This window comes from uncultured Thiohalocapsa sp. (assembly GCF_913063425.1).
Lineage (GTDB): Bacteria > Pseudomonadota > Gammaproteobacteria > Chromatiales > Chromatiaceae > Thiohalocapsa.
The window spans coordinates 73,964-90,834 of the sequence record NZ_CAJXYK010000006.1; the positions used below are offsets into that span (position 1 = coordinate 73,964).

A 16,871-nucleotide genomic window follows, 5' to 3' on the forward strand; every position below is an offset into this window, starting at 1 on the left:
AATAGGGACCAAATCGGGGACGGGATACTTAATCGGGCAAATCCGCCTGCTCGGCGCCCCCTGCTCGCCCCTCGGCGACGCTGCGGGCGAGACGCCGCAGCCCTTCCAGCGCCTGCGGGAGCACGTCGTCGTCGATCCGCCGCGGGAACAGCATGTGCGCCGGATGGGCGTACACCGGGGCGTCGAGGACCCGGTACAGCCGCCCTGACGCCACCAAGGGCGCGGCCATGCGCTCGGGCAGGAAGCTCACGCCGCCGTTGCTGAGCATCAGCTGCACCGCCAGCCAGCCGACGTTGACCGTCTGCGGCGGCTGGCCCAAGTCCGGCCAGGTCTCTCGTTGCCAGGCGGCGAAGCCCGGGCCCCAGTCCACCTGGATGTAATCCTCACCGGGCCAGCGCGTATCCGGATCGGTGCTCACCATCACGAGCTGCTCATCGAACAGATGCTCCACGATGAGCTCCGGCACATGGGTTGGCGTGTACATGAGCGCGATGTCCAGCGTGCCCTCCTGCATGCGGCGCATCAGGTCGTCCTCGAAGCCGATTTCGCCCTGCACCCCCACATCCGGCAAGGTCCGGCGCAGCCAGGCCACCCAACGCGGCAGGAAGCCATCCCAGAGTGCGATTCGGGCGCCCATCCGGATTGTCGCCCGACAGCGTCCGGGCAGGCCCAGCTCATGGCGTGCCTGCTCCACGGTGAGCACCAGCGTCTTCGCATGCCGCAGGAAGCGCCGGCCGGCCTGTGTCAGGCTGGCGCCGGCACGATTGCGCACGAACAGCCGAACGCCCAAGTCCGCCTCCAGCTGGCGAATCCGGGCGCTGACCGTGGACTGGGTGACATGCAGTCGCTCCGCTGCGCCGACGAAGCTGCCGTGTGCAGCGATGGCGAGGAAGGTGCGGGCCTGGTCGATGTCCATGGAAGCCTCCCAGCGCAAGCGGTGCCCCTGCAACGGAGCATGCGCAAGGGCCGTGACTGTATCCCCCGCAGCCCCGGCGTTCCATCGGAGTCTTCGATAAGCAAGCCGAATAAATATCGTTTGTCTGCATCTTGGAGGCTGACTATGCTGGATTCCATCAGCAGCAATGAGGTCATCCCCATGCAGAGCATCTCCTTACAGACGCCACCGACCCGGCTCGACGCCCTCGCCCGCGACGAGGAAGGCTTCCTGCTGGACACAGACGCCTGGACGCCGGAGCTGATGCCGCTCCTGGCCGACGAGGCAGAGCTGGAGCTGACGCCGGAGCGCGAGGAAGTGATCCACTGGATCCGCGACCAGTACGAGCGCAACGACTCGGTGCCCGAGGCGCGCGCCCTGCTCGCACACCTGCGCTCCGCCTGGGGCAAAGAGCGGGCGACGCGCCGTTACCTGTACCAGCTCTTCCCGCGCGGCTACGGCCAGCAGGCCTGCAAAATCGCCGGCATGCGCAAGCCGCGCAAGCTGATGCTGGATGTGTGACGAGGCGCCTCAACAAACGGGGACAGTATACGTATCGCCTCGAGCCCAACATCACCTCTCAACCATCACTGGTAATGATGCCAGACCGGCTGTTCGCGTCGCCGGCGCGCGGACTCAGTGCCGGTGCGCAAAGAAATTGCCGATCAGCTCCTTGAGCCACGCGGCGTCACCGCTCAGCATGCCGTGGCCTGCGGGCTCTGCGAGGGAACGCGCCAGCGCCTCGCTGTGCGCGCGGCGGGCGGCGGCGATTTCCGCAAGTCGTGCCTGAAGCTGTTCGTTGCCGGAGAGGATGGGCGCGAGCTTGGCCTTTGGGATCTCGATGAGCCGGACATTGGTGGCGGCCCTGGCGGTGGAGTACCGCGGCTCGCCGGTGAGCATGGACAGCTCGCCGAAGCACTGACCCGTGCCCAGGCGCTCGATTTCCTTCATCCCGCCGTCGAGGCGGCGGCTCAGCACCACGATGCCGGTGGCGATGACGAACATGGAGTCACCCACATCGTCCTGCTCCACGATGCGCTCGCCGACACCCACCTCCCGCGGCGTCAGATCCTCGGCCAGGGTTGCGATCTCGGCATCCGACAGCGGCGTGAGCACGGCGACGTTGCGCAGCACCTCCGGCACGCTCGGCAGCGAGGCCACCGGCGCCTCCGCCCGGCGGGCGTCGATCTGGTAGGTGACGGCGGCCGGCGCGATGCCGGCGCGCTGGAACTGGGCGTGGATGGCCAGGTACAGCTCGTCCAGCGCGGCATAGCGCCAGGGATAATCCGGGAAGTGCACGAACACCATGTAGCGGCAGGGTCGGCCCAGTTGGCAGAGGTATACCAGGGGCGCCGGGTCCTTCAGCACCCGTCGGCAGGCGAGCGCCGCCTTCAGCAGCAGCTCCCGCACCAACAGGGGCGAGATCTCGCAGCTCACCGCCAGCTCGAGCCAGTAGGCGTAGTGCGGGCTCGGCCGCTGGTAGTTGTGCACGGTGCTGGTGGCGGCCTTCTTGTTGGGCACCACGTAGAGGCTCGCATTCCAGGAGCGGATGCGCGTGGAGCGCCAGGTGATGTCCACCACCTCCCCCAGCGTGCCGTCCTCGAATTCCACCCAGTCGCCGATGCGGTAGGGCTGGTCGATGCCGATGGCGACACCCGAGAACAGATCGCTGATGGTGTTCTGCATGGCCACACCCAGAACACCCGCCACGACACCTGTGGAGATGAGCACCGCACCCGTGTCCAGGTGCAGGATGCGGCTCAGCACGAGCAGCGCGGCGATGCTGTAGACGACCACGGTCGCCGCGCCCTGGATCACGCCCGGCGTCGCGGTGCCGGTGAAGCGGGGATAGGCACCCTCCCAGATCCAGATGCGAAGCCCCTGGTCGAGGACGTAGGCCACGGCGGCATACAGCAGCACAGTCGGCAGCGCCCCGGCGTAGCGCGCGAAGCCATCGACCGCGGCCGCATCGGCAAGCTGCCGCACCAGTGCATCGGCGGCCCACAACAGTAACGGCAGCAGCGCCAGCGCGAGCAGCCAGAGGAGCTTGCGGTGGCGGCGTCTGGATACGGGCTCAGGCATGTCAGGCTGACTCAGGGTCGCGACGAGGGCGCGCACGGCCCCCGCCCGCGCGCGTTGCAACCCTTTAGTCTGCGGTGGTGCCCGTGCGCCGTCACCACCGGCGGGTCGGCGCAGGCGACGCGCCGTCGCCCGTGGCGGCGCGGCAGCCGCGCCGGCTCAGTCTTCGACCGCCTCTTCGCGCTCGCGCCGCTGCAGCTCCCACATGGCCGCGTAGACGCCGCCGTCGGCGAGGAGCCTGGTGTGGCTGCCGTGCTCGACGATGCGCCCGGCGTCCATCACCAGAATCCGGTCCGCATCGACGATGGTGGACAGCCGATGGGCGATGGCGAGCGTGGTGTGGTGCTCCGCCACCTCGGCCAGGGTCTGCTGGATGGCCTGCTCGGTGTGACTGTCCAATGACGATGTCGCCTCGTCGAAGACCATGATGCGCGGGCGCTTCAGGATGGCGCGGGCGATGGCGACGCGCTGCTTCTCGCCGCCCGAGAGCTTGAGCCCGCGCTCGCCGACGACGGTATCCCAGCCGTCCGGCAGGCTCTCGATGAAGCGGCGGATGTGGGCGAGCTCGGCCGCCTGCTCCAGCTCCTCGAAGCTCGCGTCCGGGCGGCCGTAGGCGAGGTTGTAGCGGATGCTGTCGTTGAACAGCACCGTGTCCTGCGGGACGATGCCGATGGCGGCGCGCAGGCTCGCCTGGGTCACGGTGCGGATGTCCTGCTCGTCGATGAGAATGCGCCCGCCGGTGACATCGTAGGAGCGGAACAGGAGCCGGGCGAGCGTCGATTTGCCGGCGCCGCTGTGCCCCACCACGGCCACCTTCTCGCCGGGCTCGATGCGAAAGCTCACATCCCGCAGGATGGGACGCTCCGGCGTGTAGTGGAAATCCACGTGCTCGAAGCGCAGTGCGCCGCGGTCGAGCCTGAGCGCCGGCGCGCCCGGGGCATCCTCGATCTCGGGCTCGCGCTCCAGCAGCTTGAACACCAGGTCCATGTCCGCCAGCGCGTACTTGATCTGGCGGTAGACGATGCCCAGGAAGCCGAGCGGAATGAACAGCTGGAGCATGAAGGCGTTCACCAGCACCAGATCGCCGATGCTCATGGTCCCGTTCACGACGCCCTGGGCGGCGAAGAACATGATGACGGTGACGCCGAGCGCGATGATGCTGCCCTGGCCGAAGTTGAGCAGCGACATGGAGCTCTGGCTCTTGACGGCGTACTCCTCCCACTCGCTCAGGGTGCCGTCGTAGCGCTCCAGCTCCATCTGCTCGTTGCCGAAATACTTGACCGTCTCGTAGTTCAGCAGGCTGTCGAAGGCCTGGGTGTTGGCCTGGCTGTCCAGCACGTTCATGCGCCGGCGATAATCCATGCGCCATTCGGTGATGGCGAAGGTGAAGGCGACGTAGATGGCCACGGTGCCGAAGGTCACCAGCGTGAACACCAGGGCATACTTGGTGAGCAGCACGGCGGCCACCAGCGTGAACTCCACCAGCACGGGGATCACGCTGAACACCAGGTAATTCATGATGGTGGACACGGAGCGCGTGCCCCGCTCCAGGTCCCGGCTCACGGCGCCGCTCTGGCGCTCCAGGTGATAGCGCAGGGAGAGCCGGTGCAGGTGGTCGAGCACCCGGGTGGAGAGCCGGCGCATGGCCCGGTAGCGCACCCGCGCGAAGATCACGTCCCGCAGCTCGTTGAAGAGCGAGCCCGCGAGCTTCAGCACACCGTAGGCCAGCAGCAGCGAGACGGGCAGTACCAGCATCTGCGCCTCGGCGCTCTCGAAGGCGTCCACGATGTCCTTCAGCACGATGGGCACGCCGACATTGGCAAACTTGGCCAGCACCAGGCAGCCGAGCGCCAGCGCGGCGCGACCGCGAAACTCCCACAGAAAGGGCACCATGCCGCGCAGGTTGTGCCAATCGCGGCGGTCGTTGTGGATGGCTTCGGTGGCGAACATGCGGTTGACCATGGGGACGGCTGGCTCGAACGGCTGGCTGGATGGCTGTGAGGGTAACGAGTTTCGAGGGGCGAGTGTCGAGGGAAGAGAGTCACGAGTGTCGAGGGGCGAGTATCGATGTCGGGAGAAGCTGCGCCCTCGCCCCTCGCTCCTCGCCCCTCGAAACTTGGCTGGAATTGAGAGCCGAGCGCGCGAACCCAACCTGCCCCACCACAGCAACCGGAGCAGCAACCATGGCCAGAGACCCGAACGAGCCCATGCCCGACGGCAGCGGCTGCGCGATGCAGGAGCCCTTCGCCCTCCAGGTCCTGGGGGCGGACATGGAGCCCGAGTTTCCCGACAAGTGCATCGTCATCATCGAGCCGACGGAGGTCTGCCGCAACGGCATGTACGTCTTCGCAGAGGTCGAAGGCGTGCGCTGGTTCCGCCAGTACCTGCAGGACGACCAGGGCCGCGAGCGGCTGGTGGCGCTGAACGACATCTTCCCAGACATCGAGCTGAACGGGCTGGAGTGGAAGGTGCTCGGCGTCATCATCCAGCGCAACATCCGCCGCAAGATCAAGACCTACGAGTACGCGGACGGCCCGGGCAACCAGCCGCAGGGCAGCATCAACGCCGTGGACATCACCGCGTCGTGACAGCCGCCAGCTGGGGTATTGTTGCCTGCGGGCCACGCGCGCGCTCCACTCGCATGTCGCGACGGGGACGCCGCTCCCACCGAGCGCGCCCGGTACTGCGGGCAGCCGCCCTTGCCTGCGCCGCCGCCTTGTTCTCGGCAGGCTGTCAGCAAGCGGGCGACGACACCGCCACCGGCGCGGCGCCGCGCCCGGAGCGCCGCGGCCATCTGGTCACCACCGTCGTCACCGAGCGCGCCCCCGTCTCCACCCAGCACGAGCGCCCAGGCACCCTGCGCCTGCGCCGGGTGGTGCGCCTGTACGCCGAGGAGGAAGGGCGCATCGAGCAGCTTGACGTCTTCGAGGGCGACCGGGTCGAGCCCAGCGAGCTGCTGGTGCGGCTGGAGGACGACGTGCTGCGGGCGGAGCTGGACAAGGCCCGCGCGACGCTTGCTCAGGAGCGCCTCGACCTCAAGCGCTTCCAGGACCTCGCCGCGCGCAACGCCGCCTCCCAGGACGACCTCGCCCAGGCGCGCACGGCGCTGGCCCTGGCGGAGGCCGACCTGAAGCTGCTGGAGCTGCGCCTCGCCGACACCCGCATCACCGCGCCCTTCGCCGGCATCGTCACCCAGCGCTTCGCCGAGCCCGGCGACTTCGTCACCAAGAACACCCAGCTCCTGACCCTCGCCGATCCCGGCTCGCTGGTGGCGGAGATCTACGTCTCCGAGCTGGTGCTGCCGCACATCAGCGCAGGCGACCCGGCACGCATCCGCATCGATGCCCTGGGCGGAGAACGCTTCGCCGGCGAGATCCTGCGCATCCACCCCACCCTGTCCGAGGCCAACCGCCAGGCCAGGGTGGAGATCCGCTTCGACGCCATCCCAGCGGGCGCCCGCGCCGGGCAGTTCGTGCGCGCCGAGCTTGCCACCGCTGCCGTCGCCCGGCTGCTGGTGCCCTTCCGGGCGCTCCGCCAGGACCGCGACGGCCAGTTCGTCTGGGTCATGGACGAAGACGGCCAAGCCGCCCGCCGACCGGTGCGCACCGGCCTGCGCATCGCAGACCAGGTCGAGATCCTGCACGGCATCGACGCCGGCGCCCGCGTCATCACCCGCGGCTTCCTCGGCATCGCCGAGGGCGAAAAGCTCACGCGCGTGGACGACGACGAAGGCCCCTCCCTCGCCACGCCGGACGCCACGTCCGAGGCCGTGGACAGCATGCCGTGATCGGCTGGAAGGCCCTGAAACAGGCACTGCGGGAGCAGGAGGGCATCGACGAGGCATCGCCCAAGAAGGTCGTCAAGGCCTGGTACCTCGCCGGGCACCTCACCGAGGATGATTACGTCGCCCTGCTCGCCGCCATCGACGACCGCAACCGGCTGAGCCACGTCTACGACGCGCAGACGTTCACCGCCATCATAGCCCGACTGCCGGCACACGCCGTGCTGCTGCACCGGGTGCGGCAGTCGCTTCACGCAGGGCAGCAGGGCGACGGCGCGGCGTTGTCCTGAGGGCTCCCGGTCGCCGCCCCGAACGCAGCCAAAGCCTGCTGGCCGTGCCGCCGACGACCCAACGCCCCACTTGCAGCTTACGCTGACGCCATTAGACTCTCCTGGCACACACAGCGCACACGGGCAGTCGCGTGTCGGTCATCGACAACGTCAACAACCTCCTGGGAGATGACCTGAAGCGGACCCTGGTACCAGGGACGGAGCTGCGGATTGCCGCGGCCACTTTCTCCATTTTCGCGTACGAGGCGCTGAAGGCCCAACTGGAGCAGATCGACTCGCTCAAGTTCCTGTTCACCGCCCCTGCCTTCGTGCCCGAAGAAGTCACCGACAAGCAGCAGCGGCAGCCGCGTGAATTCCACATCCCGAAGGCCGAGCGCGAGCGCAGCTTCTACGGCAGCGAATTCGAGATCCGGCTCAGGAATCGGCTGACCCAGCGCGCCATCGCCCGCGAATGTGCGGATTGGATTCGCCGCAAGGCGCAATTCCGCTCCAACGCCACCGCTGCGCCGATGCAGCAGTTCGCCTGCGTGCGCGCGGAAGCCGCCGCCACGCTCTACCAGCCCTTGCAGGGATTCTCGGCCGTCGACCTCGGCTACCAGCGCGGCGAAGCCCTGTCCAGCCTGGTCACGCGCCTCGACGAACCGACCACGGTGCAGGCTTTCACCGGCATGTTCGATCAACTCTGGAGCGCATCGGACAAGGTCGAGGACGTCACCCAGCGCCTCATCGACCACATCGCATCGGTCTATCAGGAGAACGAGCCGGAGCGCGTCTACTTCCTGATGCTGTACACCATCTTCAACGAGTTCCTCGAGGATCTCAGCGAAGACGTGCTGCCGCGTGACAAGACGGGCTGGCAGGACAGCGCCATCTGGCGCACGCTCTACAACTTCCAGCGCGACGCGGCCACCGGCATCATCAACAAGCTGGAAACCTTCAACGGCTGCATCCTGGCCGACAGCGTAGGACTCGGCAAGACCTTCACCGCGCTCGCCGTCATCAAGTATTACGAGCTGCGCAACCGCGATGTGCTGGTGCTCTGCCCCAAGAAGCTCGCCGACAACTGGCTCACCTACAACCGCAAGCTCGTCACCAACACCCTCGCAGAGGATCGCTTCCGCTACGACGTGCTCTGCCACACCGACCTGCAACGCGACAGCGGGTCCTCGTTCGGCACGCCGCTGAACCAGGTCAACTGGGGCAACTACGACCTGGTCGTCATCGACGAGTCCCACAACTTCCGCAACGACGACGTCTACAAAGACCGCGAGACCCGCTACCACCGCCTGATGCAGCGTGTCATCCGTGCCGGCGTCAAGACCAAGGTGCTGATGCTCTCCGCCACCCCGGTCAACAACCGCTTCAGCGACCTCAAGAACCAGCTCGCCCTGGCCTACGAGGGCGAAACCGGCGCGCTCGATGAGAAGCTCAAGATCGGCCGCAGCGTCAACCAGGTCTTCCGCCAGGCCCAACGCGCCTTCAACGAGTGGTCCCGGCGCCCGCCGGAGGAACGCACCCCGGAGGCCATCCTGGGCGCCCTGGACTTCGACTTCTTCGAGCTGCTGGACAGCGTCACCATCGCCCGCTCCCGCCGCCACATCGAGACCTTCTACGACACCGCCGAGATCGGCAGCTTCCCGGAGCGCGCACGGCCGCAGTCCATCCACAGCGAGCTGACGCATCGACCGGACGTGATGGGCTTCAATGCCATCGTCACCGAGCTGAACCAGCTGTTGCTCGCGGTCTACATCCCGCTCAGCTATGTCTTCGACAGCAAGCTGGCCAAGTACCAGGCCCTCTACGACACTCAAGTCGGCGGCGGTCGCGCCGACCTGCGCCAGGAAGACCGCGAGCGTGCCCTGCGCGCGCTGATGCGGGTCAACCTGCTGAAGCGGCTGGAGAGCTCCGTGCACGCATTCCGGCTGACCCTCGACAAGCTGCGGCGCAACCATGCCGCGACGCTCGCGCGCATCGAGACCTTCCGCAAGACCGGACGCGATGAAGACGCGGACGGCAACCACAACAGCACCGCGCCGGACGACGACCTGTTCCAGGATATCGATGATGACGATGCCGCCGCCGGCCTCATCGGCGGCAAGGTCCGCATCGCGCTCGCGGACATGGACCTGACCTCCTGGGAGCGCGACCTGCGCGCGGACCTGGGCGTGCTGGACGCTCTGCACGCCGAGATGGCCCGCATCACCCCGGAGCACGACGCCAAGCTCCAGGACCTGCGCACCCTGATCAACAGCAAGCTCGCCTCGCCCATCAACCCGGGCAACCGCAAGGTGCTGCTGTTCACGGCCTTCGCGGACACGGCGGACTACCTCTATGCCAACCTCGCGCAGCCGCTGCGGCAAGCTCACGGCATCCACACCGGCAAGGTCACCGGCGCCGACGGCCCCAAGTCCACGCTCCCCAGATACTACGACTTTCAGTCCCTGCTGACCCTGTTCGCACCGCGCGCCAAGCGCAAAGCCGAGATCCTGCCGGACGAGCCCGCAGAGCTGGACCTGCTGATCGCCACCGACTGCATCTCCGAAGGGCAGAACCTGCAGGACTGCGACTACCTGGTCAATTACGACATCCACTGGAACCCGGTGCGCATCATCCAGCGCTTCGGGCGCATCGACCGGATCGGCTCCCCCAACGCCTGCATCCAGCTGGTCAACTTCTGGCCGGCCATCACGCTGGATGACTACATCAACCTCAAGGAACGGGTCGAGAACCGCATGGTCATCGTCGACGCCGTCGGCACCGGCAACGACAACCCGCTGAGCCCCGCTGCCGAAAACGACCTCGCCTACCGCAAGGAGCAGCTGCGTCGGCTCCAGGACGAGGTGGTCGAGATCGAAGACCTCAAGACCGGCGTCGCCATCACCGACCTCGGGCTCAACGACTTCCGCATGGACCTGCTGAATTACCTCAAGACCCACCGGGACCTGCCGGGTCTGCCCAACGGCCTGCACGCCGTGGTGCCCGCCGAGCCCGATAAGGGCCTGGTGCCGGGCGTGCTGTTCGTGCTCCGCAACCGCAACCACGGGGTCAACATCCAGCAGCAGAACCGGCTGCACCCCTACTACCTGATCTACCTCGCCGACGACGGTCGCGTCGTCGCCAACCACAGGGAGGCCAAGCGCCTGCTGGACCTGGCCCGCGCCGCCTGCAAGGGCCGCACCGAGCCCATGCACGCCGTCTGCCGGCGCTTCAACGCCGCCACCGACGACGGCCGCGACATGCGCCGCTGCTCGGACCTGCTCGACGCCGCCATCCACGCCATGATCGAGCAGAAGGCCGCCGACGACATCGACAGCCTCTTCACCGGCCAGCGCACCACGGCGCTGGTGGACGACATCCAGGGGCTGGACGACTTCGAGCTGATCAACTTCCTGGTGGTACTGGCGCCGGAGCCCGGCGCCGACCCTGCGGCATGAGCGGCTTGTTCGCCTTTCCGGATCGTGCCGCGGTCAACCGGCTCCTGCCCAAGACCCGGCTCACCGAGTTTCTGCGCCAGGCGGGCACCGGCGGTCGCGCACCGGTAAGACTGCGCGAGCGCCTCGCGGCGCAGGTGCAGGACATCGTCTGGGCCTACAAGCTGGCGCCGGAGACCATCAATCTGCCTGCCGGCAGCGGGGCCGAGGAGATCCAGGTCTTTCGCGTGCTGCTGAAGGGCGCCGAGCTGGACCACGACCTGTTGCGCGCCGTCGACCGCGCCGTCAGCTTTCCTGTCTGGTTCGAGCTGCATCACGCCCGCGGGGAGGGGGCGGACAACGGGCTGATCCAGCCCATCGCCGCACCCAAACGACCGCACGCCACCGACACCGCCAGACAGGTCCTCGGCGACTACCTGACGGGCGCGCCACAAGCCGCGAGCACCACCAGAGCACCGCTGCCGCCCGCGCTGAACCTGGGCGCCCTGCACACGGCCATGCTGCAAAGCCTGATCCCGCTCGCGCCACGCCCCGGCGAAGACCTGCGGTCGCAGCTCGAACGCCTCAACGAGCTGCGCGGGAAACAGCGCGAGCTGGACCGGCTGGAGGCACGGCTGCGGCGCGAGGCCCAGTTCAACCGCAAGGTGGCGCTGAACCGGCAGGTGCGGGCGTTGCGGGAGGCGCTTCAGGCGCTCGGCGCGGACTGAGCGACGATCCTCCGCACCGTCCCAGGGCAGTTCAAGGTGCGGTCCACGGTATCCGGAACAGGTGCTATGCTCCGACCTATTCAAGCCACGGAGCCATGCCATGACAGTCCGTTTTTCCGAAGATGTCGTGCCGCTGAGCGACCTCAAGACCAACCCCGGCCGCATCGTGCGCCACAGCACTGAGGCCCGCCGCCCGGTGCTGCTCACCAGCCGCGGCCGTGGTGTCGCCGTGCTGCAGTCGCTGTCGGCCTATGAGCAGGCTGCGGAGGAGCGCGAGTTCATGCGTGCCGTCGTGGCAGGTCTCGCCGACCTCGACGACGGACGCGAGGTCTCCCTCGCCGACGCCAAGGCCGAGCTCGGCATCGACTGACGCGCGGAACGCAAGAAGATCGAGCGCGTAGACGAAAAAGGCCAACACCGAACCGGTGCCGATGACCACCGCCATCAAGGCCATCGCCCGCACCGTGGTGCTCGGCAACCCCGGCGGCGGCAAGACCACCCTCGCCCAAAAGCTGGTGCACCTGCTGACCACCCGCCCCGACGACCCGCACGTCGCCGGTGGCCGGCTGACACCGCTGTTCGTCACCCTGCGGGGCTACACCTAGTACAACTTTGGAACGCCCGCACCGAGCCCCGACGGACGCACTGCCCTTCGGCCCATTGCAAGTCTCCCCCGGCCAGCAGCAGATCATTGAGGACTGGGTGACAAAGCGGCTCAGTATCGTCCGACATGAACCGCATGCCGAAACTAGCCGGTAATGCGGCGCGGCGTGGTCGACTCGCCGGCGGTCTTGATCGTAACTCCGACCACCACGTAACCAGGGCGACGGGACGCAGAGCGTCCGCCCCAGCTCCCACGCTGGAGCGTGGGAGCCAGAGGCCGGCCCGTGGTCGGACTTATGATCGACGCCTCGCCGGCTCATCCGATGCTGCTTGGTCGGGCAGAGGCTTGGGCTTTAGTGGAGCGCTTGTCCCAGCTGTGCCCCCCTCTCATCGTGTGATCGCCGAAGCTCGCGGCAACACGGCGAACGGGCCAGCTCCAGAGGTTGGAGAGATCGAGCTCCAGGGCGTCGAAGGGTGCGGCCTTGATGGCGTCGTTTCCCGATGCCTCGGCAAGGAGGCGCCAGTCTCCGTTGTCCAGACCGTAAGCCTCGAGGGTCTTGCCGACTGGATCGACCAGCCACGCGCAGCCGACGCCGTAGTGGGCGTAGATCGGCATCTTGACCTCCCGATCTTTGCTGGCGGTCGAGGGCGAGAGGATCTCGCAGACCCAATCCGGAACGACCTCGAAGCGGTGCCCTTCTGGAATCCGTGGCATGCGCTCTTTGCGCCAGCCGGCAAGATCGGGAACGACGACCTCCCGGTCGATGACGAAGTGGAGCTCCGGCTCCACCAGAATCCACCAGCCGCCGGGGCCGCCGCGCCCGCGACCGTAAGCGCTGCCGATGTCGATGCTGAGCTCGGTTTCCGCCCCCGCGTGGGGACCTGCCGGGCGCGGCTGGGTGTGCAGCTGGCCATTGAGGATCTCGCCGGTCAGGCCTTCCGGAAGCGCTTCGAGCTGCTCGTACAGCGTTCGTTTGCAGGCGTGTTGCATGGCTGCTGTGTTGTCCGGCCGCGGCGGGATGCCGGCTGCTTCGATGGCTGAAGATACTCCGATCTCGGGCTCGCCAACGAACAACCGGTGTCAGATTGCCTCGCCGACGGCCCGTCAAAGACATCGACAGCCTGTTCACGGGCGAGCCGCAACCGGCGCACACCCCGCGCGCACCGCTGCCGCCGGCGCTCGACCCGGGTACCCTGCAAGCGGCCATGCTGCAAAGCCCGATTCCGCTGCCGCCGCGCCCGCGTGCTGGGCAGCCTGCCCGCCGTGGCCGAAGGTCAGAACAGGCGAGGGCTGTTCGGTGCCTCAGAGGATGCCGTAATCGAGGTCCACGCGATAGGGCAGCGCCTGGCCTGCAACCGCGCGTCGCGCGCCCGGCATCTCGGTCTGTGCAGGGCTCCACCGACGGGCTACTCTGTACGTCTTCCGGTACAGATCAAGCCAAAGCCATGCAATCCCTCACCACCACGGAACTGCGCGCCAACCTCAAAGACGTGCTGGACCACATCAACGACGACCGTGAGCCCGTGACCATCCGCCGGGCCGGCGGCAAGGGGGTCGTGCTGCTGGACGCGGAGGACTACGCCAGCATCATCGAGACGCTCCACCTGGTGCGCCACCCGGCCAATGCGGAGCGGCTGCAACGCGGCATGGCTCAGCACCGCGCCGGCGAGGCCACCGAAATCGATGTTGCGCCTTACCTGGACTGAGACCGGTCTGGCGGATCTGCGCTGGTGGGCGCAGCAGCCCCCCCAGAAGGACCAGAAGAAGCTCAAGCGCATCATCCAGCTCTGCCGCGCCGCCTGCCGCGAGCCGACCACCGGCATCGGCAAGCCGGAGCCGCTGCGTTTCGACTACCAGGGCTACTGGTCGCGGCGCATCGACCGGGAGCATCGCCTGGTCTACGCCTTCGACGACGCCGTCGTCACCGTGATCCAGTGCCGCTGCCATTTTGAGCGCTGACCGTGCCCCGCACACCGGCCATAACGGACCCATCCCCAACAGACCGACCATGGACAAGCTGAAACTGCACAGCCCGGACTTCACCGACGCCAACATCGCCAAGCTCGCGGCACTTTTCCCGCACTGCGTCACCGAGACCCGCGACGCGCAGGGGCGGCTCAAACGCGCGGTAGACTTCGACCTGCTGCGCCAGGAGCTGTCCGACCACATCGTCGACGGCCCCCGGGAGCGCTACCAGCTGGACTGGCCCGGCAAGCGCGCCGCGCTGCTCGCCGCCAACGCCCCCATCGCCAAGACCCTGCGCCCCTGCCGGGCCGAGAGCGTCGACTTCGACACCACCCGCAACCTGTTCATCGAGGGCGACAACCTGGACGCGCTGAAGCTGCTTCAGGAGACCTACCTGAATCAGGTGAAGCTGATCTATATCGACCCGCCGTACAACACCGGGCGCGACTTCATCTACGACGACGACTTCCGCGACGACCGCCAAAGCTACTTCGAGCGCTCCCAGCAGCAGGACCCGGACGGCGTCCGGCTGGTGGCCAACACCGAGGCCAATGGGCGCTTTCACTCCGATTGGCTGTCCATGCGCTATCCAAGGCTGCGGCTCGCCCGCAACCTGCTGCGGGACGACGGCGCGCTCTTCATCTCCATCGACGACAACGAGCTGGCGGCGCTGCGGCAGGTGGCGGCGGAGGTGTTCGGCGAGCAGAACTTCGTCGCGACCATCGTGTGGCAGAAGGTCTATTCCCCCAAGAGCTCGGCCAAATGGTTCTCCGAGGACCACGACTTCGTGCTGGTGTTTGCGAAGCGGAAGTTGGAGTGGCAGCCGAATGCGCTGCCGCGAACCGAGGAGATGAAGGCCCGCTACAGGAACCCGGACAACGATCCGCGCGGGCCTTGGAAGGCAGAGAACTTTACTGCCCGCAACCGCTACGACGCCGGGGTCTACCAGATCACCTGCCCGTCCGGCCGCGTCATCCCAGGCCACCCCGCGGTCGCTACTGGGTCGTTGACGAAAAGACATTCAAAGCGTGGGACGCCGACAACCGCATCTGGTGGGGCAAGGACAGCAACAACGCACCTGCCATCAAGCGCTTCCTGTCCGAGGTCGCCGACGGCCGCACACCGCAAACCCTCTGGTTCTACAAGGAGGTCGGCCACACCCAGGACGCCAAGAAGACGCTCCTCAAGTACGTGCCCTTCGCGCACACCGAGAACGTGCTGAACTCCGTCAAGCCGGTGGAGCTGATCCAGCGCATGCTGCAACTGGCCACCGAGCCGGACGAGGAGGCCATCGTGCTGGACTTCTTCAGCGGCAGCGCGGCCACCGCTCACGCCGTGCTGGCACAGAACCGGGCCGACGGCGGCAACCGGCGCTTCATCGGCGTGCAGGTGGCCGAGCCACTGCCCAAGCCCGAGCCCGGCATGGCGAGCATCTTCGACATGGGGCTGACGCGCATCCGCAACGTCATCGCGGAGCTGTCGGAGCAGACGCCCGACACCGCTGAAGCGGATGCCGACCCGGAGTCTGCTGACCCGGCTGCCGATCCGCCCGCCGCCGCACCCGGCTTCCGCGTGCTGAAGATCGACAGCACCAACATGCAGGACGTCTACTACCGCCCGGACCAGCTGCGCCAGGCGGACCTGCTCGGGCTGGTGGACAACATCAAGCCGGACCGCGGCGCGGAGGACCTGCTGTTTCAGGTGCTGCTGGACTGGGGCGTGGACCTGACCCTGCCCATCGCCCGCGAGACACTCGCCGGGCGGGCCGTCTTCTTCGTGGACACCGACGCGCTCGCCGCCTGCTTCGCGCCGGACATCGACGAGGCCCTGGTGCGCGCCATCGCCGCCCGCCGGCCCCTGCGCGCCGTGTTCCGCGACGCCGGCTTCAGCGACGACAGCCTCAAGATCAACGTCGAGCAGCTCTTTCGGGCCTTGTCGCCGGGCACCGAGGTGCGGGCGATCTAGCGGTCATGGTTGCATCGGACCCAAGCGTACTCGCGCCCTTGCTGCCCGCCATCCGGGATGCGGTTAGGCAAGGCCGAATCTTCTGGAAACGTCACGCGTTGGAGAAGATGCTGGAGCGCGGTATCTCCAGGAACATGGTGACCCATGCCATTGGGCATGGCGAGCTCATTGAGGCCTATCCGGACGATTATCCCGCGCCGAGCATGTTGCTCTGCGGCCAGAGCCCGGAGCCGCTGCATGTCGTGGTTGCCTGGACGACCAAGGACGCGCATTGTCATGTCATCACCGCTTATCGCCCGGACCTCGCGCACTTCGAGCCCGGCTTTCTGCGTCGGAGAATGCAATGATTGAATCGTCAACGCCCTGCCCTCTGTGCCATGGCGGCACCAAGCAACCCGGCACCACCACCTTTACGGTGGACCTGGGCTTCGGCGTCGTCGTGGTGCGACAGGTGCCGGCCCTGGTGTGCGACCTGTGCGGCACGGACTGGATCGAGGATGACACGGCCGCGACGCTGGAGGAGATCGTCGCCCAGGCTCGCCTGAAGCATCCAGAGCTGGAGGTCGTGCGCTGGGGCGACCAGGATCACACCGTGGCGAACCAAGAGACATGACCATGGCTACACTGACCATCCGCCTGCCGGACGACCAGCACGCCCGGCTGAAGGATCTGGCCAAGCACCGCGGAATCAGTGTCAACAAGCTGATCGAGGAGTTATCAACCCTGGCGCTGGCGGAGTTCGACAACGAGGTTCGCTTTCGGGCTCTGGCGGCCGAGGGCGACCCGGCGCGCGGCCTGGAGCTGTTGGACCGGCTGGACCGACACTTCGGCTCGACGCCAGGCTGAACTCGTTGCCGTGCGCATCACCATGGACTTGTCGGAGGATCAGGCCAGCGCTGTCGATGCGCTCGCACGGCGGCTCGGCATCTCCCGCGGCGAGCTGATCCACCGCGCCGTCAGGGCCTACGCGGACGCGCACCCGGAGCTGCCTTCAGACGAGGCCTTCGGGCTGCGGGCGCCAGTCGGCGAGGACGGCGTCGAGTACCAGCAGCGGCTGCGCGCCGAATGGGAACGCTGAGGAGCGCCGCGTCATGAAGCTCAAATTCAAGCACCAG

General features: G+C 67.4%; 19 protein-coding genes and 1 pseudogene. 16 read left to right on the top strand and 4 right to left on the bottom strand.

Features of this window, described 5'->3' with window-relative positions; translation table 11 throughout:
- Nucleotides 1–28: 28 nt before the first annotated feature.
- Complete coding sequence (locus QZ607_RS04610) at nucleotides 29–916, bottom strand: LysR family transcriptional regulator (RefSeq protein ID WP_295880205.1); 888 nt, start codon at nucleotides 914–916, stop codon at nucleotides 29–31.
- Nucleotides 917–1,060: 144 nt separating this feature from the next.
- Here QZ607_RS04610 and QZ607_RS04615 point away from each other — a divergent pair, with 144 nt between their 5' ends.
- Nucleotides 1,061–1,456 carry a TusE/DsrC/DsvC family sulfur relay protein gene (locus QZ607_RS04615; RefSeq protein WP_295880207.1) on the top strand — a complete coding sequence of 132 codons (396 nt, stop codon included), beginning with the start codon at nucleotides 1,061–1,063 and terminating at the stop codon, nucleotides 1,454–1,456.
- A 114-nt stretch (nucleotides 1,457–1,570) separates the two neighbouring features.
- Here QZ607_RS04615 and QZ607_RS04620 read toward each other — a convergent pair whose 3' ends face one another.
- Both QZ607_RS04620 and QZ607_RS04625 read right to left on the bottom strand, forming a co-directional pair.
- Complete coding sequence (locus QZ607_RS04620; RefSeq protein WP_295880209.1) at nucleotides 1,571–3,016, bottom strand: mechanosensitive ion channel family protein; 1,446 nt, start codon at nucleotides 3,014–3,016, stop codon at nucleotides 1,571–1,573.
- Nucleotides 3,017–3,172: 156 nt separating this feature from the next.
- A complete protein-coding gene (locus QZ607_RS04625) occupies nucleotides 3,173–4,975 on the bottom strand; it encodes an ABC transporter ATP-binding protein/permease (RefSeq protein ID WP_295880211.1) in 1,803 nt (600 codons plus the stop codon).
- A 221-nt stretch (nucleotides 4,976–5,196) separates the two neighbouring features.
- On the opposite strand from QZ607_RS04625, the gene QZ607_RS04630 reads away from it, so the two are divergent.
- The 7 genes from QZ607_RS04630 (at nucleotide 5,197) to QZ607_RS04660 (ending at nucleotide 11,827) form a co-directional block, all read left to right on the top strand.
- Entirely contained in the window at nucleotides 5,197–5,601 is a 405-nt protein-coding gene (locus QZ607_RS04630; RefSeq protein WP_295880213.1) for a S24 family peptidase, read from the top strand.
- A 128-nt stretch (nucleotides 5,602–5,729) separates the two neighbouring features.
- Nucleotides 5,730–6,800, top strand: a complete 1,071-nt coding sequence (locus QZ607_RS04635) for an efflux RND transporter periplasmic adaptor subunit (RefSeq protein ID WP_295880215.1) — start codon at nucleotides 5,730–5,732, stop codon at nucleotides 6,798–6,800.
- On the top strand, nucleotides 6,797–7,084 hold the full coding sequence (locus tag QZ607_RS04640; RefSeq protein ID WP_295880216.1) for a nucleotidyltransferase substrate binding protein: 288 nt from the start codon (nucleotides 6,797–6,799) through the stop codon (nucleotides 7,082–7,084). The genes QZ607_RS04635 and QZ607_RS04640 overlap by 4 nt, the downstream gene beginning before the upstream one ends.
- Nucleotides 7,085–7,215: 131 nt before the next feature.
- Nucleotides 7,216–10,518 (top strand): helicase-related protein, encoded by a 3,303-nt coding sequence (locus QZ607_RS04645; protein ID WP_295880217.1) that lies wholly within the window; start codon nucleotides 7,216–7,218, stop codon nucleotides 10,516–10,518.
- Nucleotides 10,515–11,222 carry a DUF4391 domain-containing protein gene (locus tag QZ607_RS04650; protein WP_295880219.1) on the top strand — a complete coding sequence of 236 codons (708 nt, stop codon included), beginning with the start codon at nucleotides 10,515–10,517 and terminating at the stop codon, nucleotides 11,220–11,222. Before QZ607_RS04645 ends, QZ607_RS04650 begins: the two co-directional genes overlap by 4 nt.
- 100 nt (nucleotides 11,223–11,322) lie before the next feature.
- A complete protein-coding gene (locus tag QZ607_RS04655; protein WP_295880221.1) occupies nucleotides 11,323–11,592 on the top strand; it encodes a type II toxin-antitoxin system Phd/YefM family antitoxin in 270 nt (89 codons plus the stop codon).
- 61 nt (nucleotides 11,593–11,653) lie between these two features.
- Nucleotides 11,654–11,827 (top strand): hypothetical protein, encoded by a 174-nt coding sequence (locus QZ607_RS04660; protein ID WP_295880224.1) that lies wholly within the window; start codon nucleotides 11,654–11,656, stop codon nucleotides 11,825–11,827.
- A 314-nt stretch (nucleotides 11,828–12,141) separates the two neighbouring features.
- Here QZ607_RS04660 and QZ607_RS04665 read toward each other — a convergent pair whose 3' ends face one another.
- A complete protein-coding gene (locus QZ607_RS04665) occupies nucleotides 12,142–12,816 on the bottom strand; it encodes a Uma2 family endonuclease (RefSeq protein WP_367268151.1) in 675 nt (224 codons plus the stop codon).
- A 455-nt stretch (nucleotides 12,817–13,271) separates the two neighbouring features.
- Here QZ607_RS04665 and QZ607_RS04670 point away from each other — a divergent pair, with 455 nt between their 5' ends.
- The 8 genes and pseudogenes from QZ607_RS04670 (at nucleotide 13,272) to QZ607_RS04705 (ending at nucleotide 16,834) form a co-directional block, all read left to right on the top strand.
- The gene (locus tag QZ607_RS04670) at nucleotides 13,272–13,532 is read left to right on the top strand and encodes a type II toxin-antitoxin system Phd/YefM family antitoxin (RefSeq protein WP_295880226.1); all 261 of its coding nucleotides are present in this window, start codon (nucleotides 13,272–13,274) and stop codon (nucleotides 13,530–13,532) included.
- Nucleotides 13,510–13,785 carry a Txe/YoeB family addiction module toxin gene (locus tag QZ607_RS04675; RefSeq protein ID WP_295880227.1) on the top strand — a complete coding sequence of 92 codons (276 nt, stop codon included), beginning with the start codon at nucleotides 13,510–13,512 and terminating at the stop codon, nucleotides 13,783–13,785. Before QZ607_RS04670 ends, QZ607_RS04675 begins: the two co-directional genes overlap by 23 nt.
- A 49-nt stretch (nucleotides 13,786–13,834) precedes the next feature.
- Nucleotides 13,835–14,593, top strand: a pseudogene (locus QZ607_RS04680) (site-specific DNA-methyltransferase); the annotation flags it as partial.
- Complete coding sequence (locus QZ607_RS04685; protein ID WP_295880228.1) at nucleotides 14,554–15,756, top strand: DNA methyltransferase; 1,203 nt, start codon at nucleotides 14,554–14,556, stop codon at nucleotides 15,754–15,756. The pseudogene QZ607_RS04680 and the gene QZ607_RS04685, both read left to right, overlap by 40 nt.
- A gap of 38 nt (nucleotides 15,757–15,794) precedes the next feature.
- Entirely contained in the window at nucleotides 15,795–16,103 is a 309-nt protein-coding gene (locus QZ607_RS04690; protein WP_295880230.1) for a DUF4258 domain-containing protein, read from the top strand.
- Nucleotides 16,100–16,369, top strand: coding sequence for a type II toxin-antitoxin system MqsA family antitoxin (locus QZ607_RS04695; RefSeq protein ID WP_295880232.1), 270 nt, complete (start codon nucleotides 16,100–16,102; stop codon nucleotides 16,367–16,369). The genes QZ607_RS04690 and QZ607_RS04695 overlap by 4 nt, the downstream gene beginning before the upstream one ends.
- Nucleotides 16,370–16,371: 2 nt before the next feature.
- Entirely contained in the window at nucleotides 16,372–16,602 is a 231-nt protein-coding gene (locus QZ607_RS04700; RefSeq protein ID WP_295880234.1) for a ribbon-helix-helix protein, CopG family, read from the top strand.
- 10 nt (nucleotides 16,603–16,612) lie between these two features.
- Entirely contained in the window at nucleotides 16,613–16,834 is a 222-nt protein-coding gene (locus tag QZ607_RS04705) for a CopG family transcriptional regulator (RefSeq protein WP_295880236.1), read from the top strand.
- Nucleotides 16,835–16,871 lie beyond the last annotated feature (37 nt).